The sequence below is a fragment of the Pedobacter psychrodurus genome (genome assembly GCF_032678585.1).
Taxonomy (GTDB): Bacteria; Bacteroidota; Bacteroidia; order Sphingobacteriales; family Sphingobacteriaceae; genus Pedobacter; species Pedobacter psychrodurus_A.
Window position 1 is genome coordinate 41,045 of sequence record NZ_JAVTSN010000046.1, and the last position, 14,940, is coordinate 55,984.

Sequence of the window (14,940 nt, forward strand, 5' to 3'; positions counted from 1 at the left end):
TTTTACCACAGATAAGCACAGATCAACACAGATTACTATATCTGTGCCTATCCTTTCTATCTGTGGTAATTAATCGCGCTTAGTAAGTTAAGCCAAAAGAAATAGTGAAACAATCTTACCTGATAATCAATACCGGGATATTAACTTTATGCCTTACCGAATCAACAGTGGTGCCGAAAATAAGGTCTTTTAAACCCTTATGTCCATGTGCGCCCATTACCAATAGTTCCAATTCATTTCTGTTGCTGATGTCGGCGATGGCTTTGCCTGTATTTCCAAAGCCAATAAATGGCGTGGAGTCGTAACCAAGATCTTCGAGATTGATTCTATATTTCTCCAGATTAGCAGCATCACTCTGTGTTTCATGGTCCATTACATCGTTGCCATGGTAACGTGCAGCAGCCGTTTCCACCACATGAATCAGATAATAGTGTGCCTCTTTGCCACCCTGGATTAAGGCATGACGGATGGTATTCCTGTCATTTTTAGAAAAATCTACTGCGATACCAATCCGTTTGTAATTGATCTTGTCTATTTTACCAATATCCAACGCATTTCCATGCGGTACCATCTGTCTGGCTTCGTTTCTCTTTTTTTCTAACAATGGATGAAAGAAAACATAAAGCAGCAATAAAACGATCAGAATTAAGGCTGGTACCACAATCACATAAATCCACCAGTTGTTTGCCTCTTTCGCCCAGCCACTTATTTCTTCTATTACCAGCTTTACATTCAATGCGATAATGGCTACGGCACTTGCCCAGGCCAATACCTTCACCCAGGTTTTAATCGCGAAATCCTTCATCAGTTTTTTATCTGATGTAAAATGGATTAAAGGAATAATAGCGAAACCCAGTTGCAGACTTAAAACCACCTGACTTAAAACCAATAAGCCACCAAGGGCATCATCTCCATAATGTAAAATGGTGAAAAATGCAGGAATGATGGCCAATAAACGGGTAATCAAACGCCTCAACCAGGGTTGGATCCGCAGGTTGATATGGCCTTCCATAATAATCTGACCTGCCAAGGTTCCCGTAACGGTAGAGCTCTGTCCGGCGGCGATTAATGCAATGGCAAATAGGGTTGGGGCAACACTGCCAAAAATGTTCGATAGTAATTTATGTGCATCCTGAATTTCGGCCACTTCATGTAAACCGTTTTTATAGAAGGCGGCTGCTGCCAGGATTAATATAGCTGCATTCACAAAAAAGGCAAGATTCAGCGCAACCGTAGTATCAATCAGGTTAAATTTTATGGCCTCTTTTATGCCTTTATTGCTCCGTTCTATTTTTCTGGTTTGTACCAATGAAGAATGGAGGTATAAGTTGTGGGGCATTACCGTAGCACCGATTATCCCAATGGCAATATACAAAGCATCTCCGTTTAAAATAGAAGGTTCAAATCCTTTTGCAATTTCTTTTAAAGAAGGTTCTACAATAAACATTTCGACCAGAAAGGAAATTCCGACAATAAAAACCATCGAAACAATAAAACCTTCCATCGCCCTCATGCCTTTGTTGAGTAGAAAGAGCAGTAAAATGGTATCAAAAATGGTGATTGAAATCCCCCAGATCAATGGCAAACCAAAAAGCAATTGTAAACCAATGGCCATTCCGATAATTTCGGCCAGATCGCAGGCAATAATTGCCGTTTGTGCCAAAGCAAACAGCGGAATGTTGGCCCAGCGGGGATAGGCCTGTTTTGAAGCCTGTGCTAAATCCAAACCTCTAACTATGCCGAGGCGGGCACTCAACGATTGTAAAAGTAACGCGATGAGATTCGACATCAATAAAACCCAGATCAATTGATATCCGAATTTACTTCCGCCGGCTAAATCAGTTGCCCAGTTGCCCGGATCCATGTAGCCAACGCTAATTAAATATGCCGGACCAATGAAGGCCAAAATCCGTTTCCAGCCTTTTCTTTTATCTGTATTTACGCTTTGATGTACTTCACTTAAGGATTCAGTTTTTGCCATTACTGCTGATTAAAATATGTTTTGCAACTTCTCTACTAATATTAACTTGTTTATCTGATAACAGGATTTCTACTGAACCATCGAAATCGGTAACATCGTTGATCTTAATTTGTTTGCCCAAAGTAAGGCCTAACTTTTCTAAATGTTTTAAAAATGCGGAACTGTGCTGGCTAACTCCCGTAATCGTACCAGAATCGCCTACCTTTAACTCAATAAGTTTAATAAACTGGGTTTTGGCAAATCTTCCGTTTTTATCAGGAATGGGGTCGCCATGTGGGTCTGCCTTCGGGAAGCCTAAAAATTCATCTAACCTTTCTATTAATTCGACTGATCTAATGTGTTCCAGTTCTTCAGCAACATCATGCACTTCATCCCATTTAAAGTTTAATTTGTCTACCAGAAAAACTTCCCACAAACGGTGTTTGCGCACAATATCTACCGCCGTATTTTTTCCGATCTCCGTTAAAGTAACGCCCTGGTATTTAATATAATCAACTAAACCTTTATCGGCCAATTTTTTAATCATATCGGTTACCGATGCCGGTTTTGTTTGCATTTGCTCCGCAATCGCATTGGTTTGAACGTTAGTTGTTTTCTCTGCTAAATGATAAATAGTCTTTAGATAGTTCTCTTCCGTGTAACTTTGCATTTATGTTTATCTAATTTTATTTTTAGGTAAATCTAAAAATTTTTATTTAAAATATATATGATAAATTATGTTAAATTTTAGAATATAATTTGGTTATGTTTGTATTCTCAAATACCTTTAACACCCTATGGCATCTGAATTAGATAAAATTGACTTTAAAATTTTAAGAATTCTCCAGGAAAATGGAAGAATTACCAATTTGCTTTTATCGCAAGAAATTGGTTTATCACCTGCACCAACTTTAGAGCGTGTACGCAAGCTCGAAATGGCAGGATATATTAAAAGTTATCATGCATTGGTAGATGAAGAAAAATTGGGTTTAGGGATTAAAACCTTTATTCAGATTCAGCTCGATTTTCATAAAAACAATACCATCCAGATCTTTTTGGATGAAGTAAACCAGATTAAAGAAATCACTGAATGCCACCATGTTACTGGTCAGGCCGATTTTTTATTGAAAGTTTACGTGAAAGACATCAAAGCATATGAGCGTTTAATTATGGATAAAATCAGTAAGATTTCTGTGGTTAAAACCTTCCAAACGATGATGATCATGTCGACTACGAAGAAAGAACCAATTGTGCCGTTGGAGTATTAAGCCAAAGGCCTTAAAGGGGCTTTTGAATACGATCGTCATTGCGATCCCGGTTTTTTTATTGGAATGTATTTTTGTCAGGAGCTAAATAAAATAATCGTCATCTCGATCCGATAGCTATCGGATGTAGCGTAGCGAAATGGAGAGATCTATATAGATTTCTCGACTGCGTTGCACTTCGCTCGAAATGACGATCTTTCGTGTAATATCTTATAAGATAATTCAAATTGTTATCCTATATTATTCCATCAATAATTCCTGAAATTTCCTCAGCATTTTGATACACCATGAAGTGAGTGCCATTTTCGATTACAAAATCGGGCTGTGCAACTTTTGAATATAAAATTTTATCACTGGTGCCATGGATGTGGTAAATGCGTTCCGGGCGGGTTTTATTTTTCCAGTTTAGGATGCTTCCGATTGCCCATTTCAAGAAATAAGGATCGGTATCTTTAATAATCTCGCTCAGTAACGCTTTCTCACTGCTGGTGCGGGTACCAAAATAATAATTTTGAGTGAGCTTGTTTGATGATTTTAAGAGTTTTGCAGGGATCAGTTTTAATAGGCTGAGCTGACCTGCAAAACGATAAAGCGCTGGTAATTGATCTGCCAACACCGTACTCGAAATAATAATCGTTTTTGCTGGCTTTAAAATTTTAGCGATCTCTACTGCAATCATCCCACCAAAAGAAACACCTACCAGTGCAAATGCTTGTGATTGATCAATCACTTTACTTAAACGTTCAGCATATAAAGCCAGCGATTCATTTTTATTTGGTGTAATCCAATTGATATGAATGATATTAATCTTCTCATTGAGTTTCAATTTAGAAAAGATTCTTTTATCGGCACCTAAACCGCTAATAAAATAAACATTCATTATGCAGGCAGCTTCCAGTCGATCGGTTTTAGGTTATTCTGTACCAACAGTTGATTTGCTTTTGAAAAATGTTTCGAACCGAAAAAACCATTATAAGCCGAAAATGGCGATGGATGCGCAGCTGTAAGTACGTAATGTTTTTTCTGATCGATTAATGCCGCTTTTTGCTGTGCATATTTGCCCCACAATAAAAAGACAATATGTTCGCGTTTTTGGGATAAAGCTTTAATAATTTCATCGGTAAAAATTTCCCAGCCACGGTTTTGATGCGAGCCCGCTTCAGAGGCACGAACGGTTAAAGTTGCATTTAACAATAATACACCTTGTTCTGCCCAATGGGTTAAATGACCATGACCAGGTGTTTTAAAACCATCAATATCCGTTTCCAACTCTTTGTAAATGTTTTTTAACGAGGGTGGAACAGTTACACCGCGCTGTACCGAAAACGACAAGCCATGTGCCTGCCCGGTGCCATGGTAGGGATCCTGACCTAAAATTACAACCTTCACCTCATCAAAAGGAGTTGTATTTAAGGCATTGAAAATATCTGTGCCTTTAGGGTAAACCGTTGCACCATTATTTTTCTCTTCCTGTAAAAAAGACTTCAAATTTTTCATGTAGTCTTTTTCAAACTCCTCTTCTAAAACGGCTAACCAACCTGGTTCTAATGCTGCAGACATGTTTTTTGATGTAAGATGTATAATGTAGTATGGTTAATGGTTTATAGTCAATGGTTTAGATGCTCATACTGGCCGATAGGGCTATGGACTATTAAACTAAACACCATTATTTTCTCCAAATTTTAAGATTGCTTCTTGTATATCGCTAACAAATCACCTTCGAGTGTGGTTTTCGGACCTTCAATAATTCTTCCCAATTCTTTTCCTTTTTTATCATATACAATAAAAGTAGGTGCCCTTAAAATGTCAAGTCCATCTAATGTGCCATTTTCGGCTTTCTTATTCCCATCAACCGCAATAATTTCTACGTTTTTGTCTTTGAAATGAAGCGCATCTAAAATTTTAAAGAAATTGGGAACATTTACCTTACTATCACCACACCAGGTACCGAAAACGATTTTAATTCTCTCATTTTTAATGAGTTTTTTTAGTTCGATCATCGTTGCAGCATCTGGTACATAGGCTGCGTAAAGTGGATCGTACATTTCCTTAAACTCTGGAAAAGTGGTAATTCCCTCACGCGTACAGGCGTTAATCAGGATATCTTTATTGTGGACTTGATCGTGGATTTTTTTATTCACTTCTTGTGCAGAAACGTTCATTGCAAGTACGATTAGGGTTATGGATAAGAGGATTTTCATATTTTCGGGATGCTTATTTAGTACTTTGAAATTTTTAATGAAATTATTGTTTTAAAATCTAATTTCTGCCATTTAAACACGATATTTGCAAAAAAAAATAATTAGAATAAAATTTATGCCAAATATTATCAGATTAATTGCGGGGTTTGCTTTACTGGGTGGCGCAGTAGCTTTATTTATTTTCGGCTTCTGGCCTTGGGGCATAGTTGCCATTTTATTGGGGATAATTGTACTCGTTACTTATTTCTTTAATGAGAATATGCTTTTAGCACAATGGTTCCTTAGAAAGGATAACATGCCTAAAGCAAAAATGTTTTTAGATCGCATTACCAACTACGAAAGCCAGTTGATCAAAGTTCAACATGGTTACTATAACTTATTGGTGGGTTTAATCGAAAGTAGAACTGCACCCATGCAGAGTGAGAAATATTTTAAAAAATCGCTCGCTTTAGGAATGCAGATGGATCATAATATTGCATTGGCAAAACTGAGCTTAGCGGGTATTGCAATGGCTAAACGCAACAAACGTGAGGCAACCATGTATCTTGCTGAGGCCAAAAAGGCAGATAAGAGCAAATTATTAGCCGATCAGATTAAACAAATGAAAGATCAGATGGGCATGATGGACAAGCAACAGCAAGTTCGTTACAGATAGTCTTAATTAAATATTAGAGCCATTTCATCGTTTGAAATGGCTTTTTTTATCGAATAGTTTTTCGCTTTTTTTTTGGAAACGAAAGAGCAGTATTTCATCGGGAACTGTAGTCCCGCTTTCCGTTATAAGCACCGCTGAAAAAGCGGAGGCTTTCACTGCAATCGGGTTTATGATGAAGGGGGCTTGCCTGAAATGCAAGATGTTAATTTTTTATGGCGTCATCCTGAAGTTTTTCGAAGGGCTTTAGAGATTAAGGTTTATCCCTCCCGATAAATCTTTCTTCACCTAAAAGAAACCGGATGGCCCGTTTAACATTTTTTTCGACAGATTCTTCTGTTTTAAGGTTCGCTATATACCGCGTAATTTCTTTTTGTAAATAGGGGGCAAGGCTGTCAAATATTTCCTTAGCCTTTTTATTTTCGGTCAGTGCCTGAGTCAGTTTTGGGTGCACGGTTATCAAACGTTCCTCAGCGTCAAACTCAATTTCGAAGTTTGCCATATCTCCAACGTCTTTAGCTGCCGCCCGGCGCATCGGTGTGTTCAGGTATAAACGCCATTCGCCTGCATAGCGTATTAATGTCTGCTTAAATGCATAGCCATCGATTTTCATGGTAACCGGAAGCTGTCCTTTATTTTTGCCCGCTTGATGGAAAACATAATCTAACGCTTCGTCAGGTACAAATACATACGGATTAATGCCTATCATTTTAATTTCGGCGGTAAAGGGTTTTGGTTTGTTCATCTCCATCAATTAAAGATATTGCCTTTGATTAAAATATCCATAATTTTTGGTCAATAAATCAATGTTCAGGTATCACGCAATGCGTTCAGCTAAACGCTTTTCGCAATGCGCTTATTGCTCTCCTCCCCACGCTCATTAAAAAAACTCAAAACCAAATTCCATTTTCTAATGTAGTTTATATAAAATCTTATACCTATGGCAACATCACAAGAAGGAAGTACTAACAATACTCAGGAAGAAAATAATATTAAAGATCTGGGCGGTAAAGAAGCCATCGAAAAGCTTAGAGAACTTGCAGGGAAAGCAGAAAGTTGTTTTTTTTGTACCAATATTAAAACGGGTATACCTTTATCGGTAAGACCTATGGCCATTCAGCAAGTTGATGAGGAAGGCAATATTTGGTTTATGAGCATGAAAGACAGTCACAAAAATGATGAGATCTCAGTTGATCCTTTCACACACTTGTTATTTCAGGCTGGTGCGCACTCCGGTTTTGTAAATATTTATGGCATTTCTGAAATCAGCAGAGATCAGGCGAAAATAGATGAACTTTGGAGCCCATTTATAAAAACCTGGTTTCAGGGAGGAAAAGACGATCCTAATATTACATTGATTAAAGTCATCCCATCAGAGGGATATTACTGGGATACCAAACACGGCACTGCCGTAGCATTTCTAAAGATGGCAGCTTCGGTGATTACAGGAAAAACTATGGATGACTCTGTAGAAGGGACTTTGGAGGTTGATTAAATTTTACGTCATGCTGAATTTATTTCAGCATCATATAGACCCTGAAATAAATCCGATAGCTATCGGATCAGGGTGACGACTATTTATTATTTATCACCTAAATAATCAAATCCTTCTAATTCTTCTCTTTTGGCTCTTTTGCTTAAGATATCTTCATCTTCAGCTTGGTTTCTTGAGAAGAACAAAGCTTCGGCCTGGATTCTTTTGATTAATTGGCGAACTAAGGTTAAATCAAAAGCATCTTTACTTAATTTGATGCAGTATTCTCTTTCGTTGATTTCTAAACTTGACGTATTCATATCGCAATGATTTTATTTATCGATTGCTGTAAATATAGAAAAGGCTTGCTAAATAATTGTTAGCAAGCCTTTTAAGTTTATGTTATGTTTGTGTTAAAATCAAATCCATTATTCCCGATTCAGGAACTACAAACTGACTATTTATGCGATAGGAATAACCCTTCTTCAGTTTTGGCAACTTTTAAGATTCCTTTCCCTGTTAAGGCTTTTAAAGTAGTATCCCATTTTTTGTTGCTCCACTCGGCCAGCTTTCCTTTTATGTCTGTTAACAGGTATTGTTCGCCTTCCGAAACTAATGAATATAACTCAGTTTCTTCTGGAGTCATTTCTATTTTCTTTTTCTCCGGACGCATCTGCGGGAAGAATAAAACTTCCTGAATGGTACTTTGGTTGGTCATTAACATTACAATACGATCGATACCAAAACCTAAACCTGAGGTAGGGGGCATACCATATTCTAAAGCACGAACAAAATCATCATCCATTGCCATTGCTTCGGCATCACCACGATCGGCAAGTTTTAATTGATCTTCGAAACGTTCCTTTTGATCAATCGGATCGTTCAGTTCCGAATAAGCATTTCCAATTTCTTTACCATTCACAAATATTTCGAAACGCTCTACCAATCCGGCTGCTGTACGGTGTTTTTTAGCCAATGGAGTCATTTCGATTGGATAATCTGTAATAAATGTAGGCTGGATTAAATTCGCTTCTACCTTATCACTGAAAATTTCATCTACCAATTTGCCGCGGCCCATTGTCGAATCGGTTTCGATGCCTAACGTTGCACAGGTTTGTAAAAGTTCCTCTTCGGTCATGGCCGATACATCAATCCCGGTATATTTTTGGATCGATTCGTACATGGTTAATTTTTCGTATGGTCCTTCGAAATTAATGTCGTTTTCACCAACTTTAACTACAGCTGAACCATTTGTGGCAATCGCTACTTTTTCTAAACATTCTTCAACCATAGCCATCATCCAGATATAATCTTTGTAGGCTACATATATTTCCATCGAGGTATACTCTGGGTTATGCGTACGGTCCATCCCTTCGTTACGGAACATTTTACCGAATTCATAAACACCATCAAAACCTGCAACAATTAATCTTTTTAAATACAATTCATTTGCGATACGCAAATAAAGTGGCATGTCTAAAGTATTGTGGTGGGTAGCAAACGGACGCGCAGCAGCGCCACCGTGGATAGGTTGCAGGATAGGGGTTTCTACTTCCATCCAGCCTTGCTCATCAAAATAATTACGCATGCTGTTAATTACCTTGCTGCGTTTGATAAAAATCTGTTTGTAGTCAGGATTTACCGTTAAATCCACATAACGCATGCGGTAACGCAGTTCAGGATTGGTAAAGCCGTCGTACACATTACCCTGATCATCGCGTTTAACGATTGGTAAAGGACGTAAAGATTTAGAAAGTACTTTAAATTCAGTTACATGCACAGAAATTTCTCCTGTTTGTGTAGTGAATACATAACCTTTAACACCAATAAAATCACCTATATCGAGCAATTTTTTAAATACGGTATTATAAAGGGTTTTATCATCACCAGGGCAAAGTTCATCACGCTTTAAATAAATTTGAATTCTGCCTGTAGAATCTTGAAGTTCGGTAAAAGAAGCAGCGCCCATAATATTGCGGCTCATAATTCTACCTGCCAGTACTACCGTCTTATATGCGGTCTTATCTACATCATAGTTCGCTAATATGTCTGCAGCATATGCATTTACTTCATAAGCTTCGGCAGGATAAGGCTCTATGCCTAATTCGCGTAATTGTTTTAGCGACTCACGTCGTAATATCTCTTGTTCTGATAATCCTATACTCATTTCAGGTATTTTTTGCAAAAGTAACGATTTGCAATTTGTTTAATAATTGTGATTAAAATCCAATGATAAAAGAAAATTAATCATGGCAGATTTCTTTCTTTTAAAAATAGATGCGGGCAAAGATAAGAAAGGTATTGTAATTAATAAATGCTTTATTCGATAATCCTATTTGTTGGTCACGCTGAGCGGAGTCGAAGTGTTTTTTCACAATCAAAATGGAGGTGTTTATTTCGACTTCATTTAACATAGACTGACAGACGGAATATTTTAAATTCAGACAAGCATTTTATTTAATCACTATTCCAGATCATTTAAAGGATCCCAAAACACCTTTTTTAGGTTTTGAACTTTAAGATTTTCAACCTCAATACCCTCACGCTCCAGTAGTTGCTGTCTTTTATTCGTAGAAGATGGATCACCGCTAAGCAAACCATTGCTGCTGATTACCCGGTAATAGGGTACAGGTGGTTGGGCACTTCCGCAGGCGCCAATGGCACGGGCAACCATTCTTGAAAGGTTGGGTGCGCCGATGGCTTTGGCAATTGCTCCGTATGAAGTTACCCTGCCTTTGGGTATTTCTCTGGTTAAATCCCACACCTGCTCAAAAAACAGTTCCTGATTCATGGTTAGTAAATGATGATAGACAACTAATATATGAATTATCGTTTTCTAAGCTGCTATATCTCTCCTTTATCGGTTTAACCTCCAAATTTACGTACCCTATAGATCAGCGAAAGCATAAAATAACGACCCAATCGGTTCACCTGCTTATCTACAATCACATTATCGAATACGTCTCTCGAAATGCCTGAGTTCTGGTCAAAAAGATCAAATCCTTCCACGCGGAGTGCAGCCATATCGTTTTTCATAAACTTATATTCCATTGATAAACGGAGTAAGGTTGGGTTTCTTACCGCACCATTGTCAAAGCCAGAATTAATCTGTTTGCTAAAATCATAACCCAGCGTAAGGTCTTTAAAGAAATAGTTTCGGCCTTCGATACCACATTCGAAGCGGTTCGATTGGCGGTCGGCAAATGTATCGCTTGAATAATTGGTCAGGTTTTGAGAATATGATGTTTCTACTTCAAAATTGGCAATATCTTTAAGATCAACTCTAAATTCCAGTTCCTGCCGCCATGCAATATTCCGCGCTTCAATTTTGCTATTGTCGGTAAAAGTAATGTTATTGTTCAGTTGTCCGGAGCCGGAGTAGCCAATGGTAAATTTACGCTCTGCTGAAAGCGGTTTGCTAATATTATAATCACCCTGCATTGTATAATAACCATCTGCGTTGATATAACTGGTAAGCTGATTAACTGTTCCAGGTACACGCTCTTTAGTGGTCACAATCCTGTCGTCGGTGCGTTCGTACTTAAAATTGGCCATTATTATATTACCTGCACTCCAATCGGCCTGTTTATAATGTGCATTGATGCTCTGGATAAATTCTGGTTTTAGGTTTGGATTTCCGGTAACTACGTTCTGTAAGTTAGAATTGTCGGATATAGGTTGTAACTGTAGAAAGCCAGGCTGGTTGTTTCTGCCCCAGTAATTGATATCCAATGATTCCTGATTGGAGAATTTATACGAAAACCGTCCCGATGGAATCAGGTTAAAAGTACGGTTGAGGGTTTGAATGCCATTGCTCAGATTCTGTCCGCGCAGCAATGCAGGTTGGGCATTTAAACCCACTGTATAATTTAATTTTTCGCCGATATACCGATAGTTCAATCCAACTTTATTGGTGATGAACTGATAATCGTAAATATTGCTCAGATTAGCATTGAATATCTGATTACCATCCACTACATCATAGGCATCTCTCGAATTGTTTGTAGCCGAACGGTTCCAATTATAATTGACTTCCAAAAAGTTTTTTTTCCAAATTGGTTCCATGTACGAAGCACCCGCGTTAAGGCCAAAATTTTTGCTATCTTGATTGTTCAGCTGGTTTTGGGTCACAGTATCTGCTACGTTACTGTGGGTATTAATATACTGGTTAAATACATCCCTGTAATTTTCGCCATTTGAGTAGTTAATATTGCTCCAGGCGCTCAGATTGCGGCCTTTCTTCGCGAATTTATGATTAAAGAAGGCATTGGCTCTTGCATTTATGTTATTGGAGTTACTAAAGTTCGTGCTTTCTTTGCGGGTGAAAAGGGTATCCTGGGTGATTAACGAGCCTCCAGTGTTGTTCCCATTATTTGTGCTGTAAGAAAAGTTTGGTGAGATCTTGAGATAGTTCATCGTATCGATTTTATACTCGAGGTTACCGCCAATCCAATGGTTGTAATTGTTGCTCTTACCATCGTTGTGTGCATCTTCAATCCGGCTGATGGGATTCTGGTTTGCATCTTGTAAAGCGTTCTGTGTATAGGTAGAGCTGATGGTATTGTTTTTGTCGTTGTTAAAATTATAAGCAGCATCAGCAGACAATTTGGTGCTGAATTCGTTTTTATAGTTAAGTCCGATGGCGTTCCGGGTCGTGATACCATCACCGCCACCACCACGCATATTGGCATTGGCAGAAGTTCCATCAAAAGAAATTTGCTGTTCGCCTTTCATACTGTTACCCCTTATATTGGTATTGTACCGGTCTGAGTTGCCTACACCAGCAGAGGCCCTGGCAAAATAACCTTTCTTCTTATCTTCCTGAATGGTGAGGTTCAGTATTTTTTCCGGCTCCCCCGTTTTGATCCCTGTAAGTTTGGCTTGATCGCCATAATCGTCTATAAACTGAAGATTCTTTATAATATCGGCCGGAAGGTTTTTGATCGCTGTGGCCACATCGGTTCCAAAGAAATCTTTGCCGTTCACCCTTATTTTGGTTACAGGTGTACCCTGACTGGTTACATTACCATCTTTATCTACTTTAATGCCGGGGAGCTTTTTCAGCATTTCATCAACCGCATCACCATCTCTTACCGGGAAAGCCTTGGCATTAAAACTTACGGTATCTTCGGTTACCTTAACTGGCGGTACACCCGAGATCACCACGGCATCGAGGGTATTTGATGATGGTTTCAACTTAATATCTGTGATATTTAAGGCATTGCCTTTTTCGATCAGATACTGTTTAACAAAAGTATCATAGCCAATAAAGGCGGCCGATAAAGTGAATTGTTTGGATTTAAATTTACCCAATATAAAACTGCCGTCGGGATTTGCAGAAATACCTACACTGTCGGTGCCGGATTTAATCCTCACCACAGCGCCTGGGAGCGGCTGACCGGCAGTATCTAGCACCATACCCTTTACAGTATACATTTGTGCGTTACTGTTTGTGAAAAAGCCTGCAAAGGGCAGGAGTAGCAAAATCGATTTAGTAAAAAGCCTCATTGAATGATTTGTGTGTGCTATAAAAGTACGGAGTGCCGCGCTAAACCTGTTCAGCGTAATCAACATGTTACGGATGTGGGATGCTGTAAATGTGACGATTGCAAAAAAGACCAGCTGTATTAACAATCTCTTAAGCGTGTATATGTTTAGTTTTTTTTTATGGTATCAAATCTTTTTTGATTAGTAGATAGAATTTTTTACTAAAAATATTAGTATTTTAAAAAGAAAAATTGTAAGTTTGATTTAGATAGAAAAATTCAATTATTCATCATATCCGATACACCGCAAAAAATTACCTATGCTGATTGAACTCGATTATTTCTTCGAAACACCGGATGGAGAAACGCTGATTTATCGGCTGATCCAGTTTTCAATAAATGGGCCTTGGTCTGTATTAGACGGGGATGAATTTTTGGGAAGTATTGAAAAAAGAGAAGGAAAATGGATGGCGGTTTTGGGTGAATATCTATCTCATACAATGGTTCAAGAAGCTGGAAAACTGATAGACAAACAATATTATCACACTTTACCAGCCGAAATCTGCGCGAGGTGGCCCAAATTAATAGCTGAGGTGATTGCAAAAACTGATCGCGAATATGTGGTCGTTTGTAAACCGCTGATCAATTTTGAAACCTTCGAGCGTATTTTTACCAAATTCGTTCCTGGTTTGATCAAGGATGAATGGTCTGTTGATTTCCAGGTCTATAACCATGATTTTAGCCAAGATTTTGTATTGGAATCAATTGGGAGGGAGGAAGCGCTTCGTAATGAACCGATTAACCGTTGGAGATATTAGCATATTATATCATTTTGCTTGAATAGGTTCGGCAAAAAGTTGAAAGATATCAGTTCAATAAAAATTTTTAAAAGCAATTTTGTTGCATTTATTTGGAATAAGCAATTGTGATCTTTATTTTTGATCAGGTGATTAGGTTAATTAGTTGATTGATCTGGAGGGGTAGTGGTTCACCCCTCCTTATTTAAGCATTAGGGCATAGGTGAACAGATTTCAATTAAAAACCCGTTAATATCCTGAACATAGGCTACTTCCTGTCCCCAGGGTTTTATTTTCATTTTCTCTAAAGGAATAGCACCCTCACTTACTGCGGTATTAAAAACTTTTTCTACATTTTCGGTTGTAAAACCCAGCTCTATACCAAAAGGTTTTTCTCCTTTTATACTTTCCTTAAATCCGCCTGATAGATTTGAATTGGCAAGTTGTATATCTGCAAATGATATCACCGTATCTCCAGTTAACAGTTCACCATAGTTATTTTCTGGGATAATAAATTTTCTTTTAAAGCCGAATGCCTTTTCATAAAATTCAATTGATTCGGTTACGTTTTTAACGTAGAGTATTGTATAGCTAAATTTGACCATAATTTTGTTTTTTATCTCGTCAAATATAAGGTGAGAAGTAAGAGTTGACTTTGTAAAAATGCGTCAAAAATCTATAACTGCGAAGGAGCTGATCCGGTAAATCTTTTAATTTCTTTTGTAAGGTGGGCATGATCATAGTATCCAGACTCGAATGCGAGTTCGGCTAAACATTTACCAGAAGTATCGTTTTTGATTTTTTGACTGGCAAGCTGATAACGGACAATACTGATCAAATCTTTTGGACTTACGCCGACTGAATTTTTAAAATGTCTTTCCAATTGCCTTGGGGTAGTAAAGTGTTTCTTAGCGAGTTCACTTACTTTTAATTGGCCATTTTGCGCATGGATATCCTGAATAATTGGCAGGATAGAATATTTAGGCGGAGATAACCGATGAAGAAAAAAGCGATCGAGATGGGCTACAGTATTTTCGTCGATATGATGTATTTCAGGGAATTCAATATGCTTAAGTTCAATACTTTGATCCGTAAATTCGTGTAA

General features: G+C 38.0%; 16 protein-coding genes. 4 read left to right on the forward strand and 12 right to left on the reverse strand.

Features of this window, described 5'->3' with window-relative positions; all coding sequences use genetic code 11:
- Nucleotides 1-115: 115 nt before the first annotated feature.
- On the reverse strand, nucleotides 116-1,981 hold the full coding sequence (locus R2S57_RS24315; protein ID WP_316847517.1) for an Nramp family divalent metal transporter: 1,866 nt from the start codon (nucleotides 1,979-1,981) through the stop codon (nucleotides 116-118).
- Complete coding sequence (locus R2S57_RS24320) at nucleotides 1,968-2,630, reverse strand: metal-dependent transcriptional regulator (protein ID WP_316847518.1); 663 nt, start codon at nucleotides 2,628-2,630, stop codon at nucleotides 1,968-1,970. The genes R2S57_RS24315 and R2S57_RS24320 overlap by 14 nt, the downstream gene beginning before the upstream one ends.
- Nucleotides 2,631-2,757: 127 nt before the next feature.
- On the opposite strand from R2S57_RS24320, the gene R2S57_RS24325 reads away from it, so the two are divergent.
- Entirely contained in the window at nucleotides 2,758-3,228 is a 471-nt protein-coding gene (locus R2S57_RS24325) for an Lrp/AsnC family transcriptional regulator (protein WP_025142637.1), read from the forward strand.
- 232 nt (nucleotides 3,229-3,460) lie between these two features.
- Here the strand turns inward: R2S57_RS24325 and R2S57_RS24330 are convergent, their stop codons facing one another.
- The 3 genes from R2S57_RS24330 to R2S57_RS24340 form a co-directional block, all read right to left on the reverse strand.
- On the reverse strand, nucleotides 3,461-4,105 hold the full coding sequence (locus tag R2S57_RS24330) for an alpha/beta hydrolase (protein WP_316847519.1): 645 nt from the start codon (nucleotides 4,103-4,105) through the stop codon (nucleotides 3,461-3,463).
- Complete coding sequence (gene ung / locus R2S57_RS24335) at nucleotides 4,105-4,785, reverse strand: uracil-DNA glycosylase (RefSeq protein WP_316847520.1); 681 nt, start codon at nucleotides 4,783-4,785, stop codon at nucleotides 4,105-4,107. The genes R2S57_RS24330 and ung overlap by 1 nt, the downstream gene beginning before the upstream one ends.
- 122 nt (nucleotides 4,786-4,907) lie before the next feature.
- On the reverse strand, nucleotides 4,908-5,426 hold the full coding sequence (locus tag R2S57_RS24340; RefSeq protein WP_316847521.1) for a thioredoxin family protein: 519 nt from the start codon (nucleotides 5,424-5,426) through the stop codon (nucleotides 4,908-4,910).
- Between the two features lie 115 nt (nucleotides 5,427-5,541).
- On the opposite strand from R2S57_RS24340, the gene R2S57_RS24345 reads away from it, so the two are divergent.
- Entirely contained in the window at nucleotides 5,542-6,081 is a 540-nt protein-coding gene (locus R2S57_RS24345; protein ID WP_316847522.1) for a DUF2892 domain-containing protein, read from the forward strand.
- Between the two features lie 250 nt (nucleotides 6,082-6,331).
- Here the strand turns inward: R2S57_RS24345 and R2S57_RS24350 are convergent, their stop codons facing one another.
- Nucleotides 6,332-6,823, reverse strand: coding sequence for a YdeI/OmpD-associated family protein (locus R2S57_RS24350; RefSeq protein WP_316847523.1), 492 nt, complete (start codon nucleotides 6,821-6,823; stop codon nucleotides 6,332-6,334).
- 195 nt (nucleotides 6,824-7,018) lie between these two features.
- On the opposite strand from R2S57_RS24350, the gene R2S57_RS24355 reads away from it, so the two are divergent.
- Nucleotides 7,019-7,573 carry a pyridoxamine 5'-phosphate oxidase family protein gene (locus R2S57_RS24355; protein ID WP_316847524.1) on the forward strand — a complete coding sequence of 185 codons (555 nt, stop codon included), beginning with the start codon at nucleotides 7,019-7,021 and terminating at the stop codon, nucleotides 7,571-7,573.
- 86 nt (nucleotides 7,574-7,659) lie between these two features.
- Here R2S57_RS24355 and R2S57_RS24360 read toward each other — a convergent pair whose 3' ends face one another.
- The 4 genes from R2S57_RS24360 to R2S57_RS24375 form a co-directional block, all read right to left on the reverse strand.
- On the reverse strand, nucleotides 7,660-7,872 hold the full coding sequence (locus tag R2S57_RS24360) for a hypothetical protein (protein ID WP_316847525.1): 213 nt from the start codon (nucleotides 7,870-7,872) through the stop codon (nucleotides 7,660-7,662).
- Nucleotides 7,873-8,009: 137 nt separating this feature from the next.
- Entirely contained in the window at nucleotides 8,010-9,719 is a 1,710-nt protein-coding gene (lysS, locus tag R2S57_RS24365) for a lysine--tRNA ligase (RefSeq protein WP_316847526.1), read from the reverse strand.
- Nucleotides 9,720-10,016: 297 nt separating this feature from the next.
- Nucleotides 10,017-10,343, reverse strand: a complete 327-nt coding sequence (locus R2S57_RS24370) for an MGMT family protein (protein ID WP_316847527.1) — start codon at nucleotides 10,341-10,343, stop codon at nucleotides 10,017-10,019.
- Nucleotides 10,344-10,417: 74 nt separating this feature from the next.
- Complete coding sequence (locus tag R2S57_RS24375; RefSeq protein WP_316847528.1) at nucleotides 10,418-12,988, reverse strand: TonB-dependent receptor; 2,571 nt, start codon at nucleotides 12,986-12,988, stop codon at nucleotides 10,418-10,420.
- A 370-nt stretch (nucleotides 12,989-13,358) separates the two neighbouring features.
- Between R2S57_RS24375 and R2S57_RS24380 the strand changes: the two genes are divergently transcribed.
- Complete coding sequence (locus tag R2S57_RS24380) at nucleotides 13,359-13,856, forward strand: hypothetical protein (RefSeq protein ID WP_316847529.1); 498 nt, start codon at nucleotides 13,359-13,361, stop codon at nucleotides 13,854-13,856.
- Nucleotides 13,857-14,047: 191 nt separating this feature from the next.
- Here the strand turns inward: R2S57_RS24380 and R2S57_RS24385 are convergent, their stop codons facing one another.
- Nucleotides 14,048-14,440, reverse strand: a complete 393-nt coding sequence (locus R2S57_RS24385; protein ID WP_316847530.1) for a VOC family protein — start codon at nucleotides 14,438-14,440, stop codon at nucleotides 14,048-14,050.
- Nucleotides 14,441-14,511: 71 nt separating this feature from the next.
- Nucleotides 14,512-14,940, reverse strand: a 429-nt coding sequence (locus R2S57_RS24390; RefSeq protein WP_316847531.1) for a helix-turn-helix domain-containing protein, incomplete at its 5' end; no start/stop codon positions are given.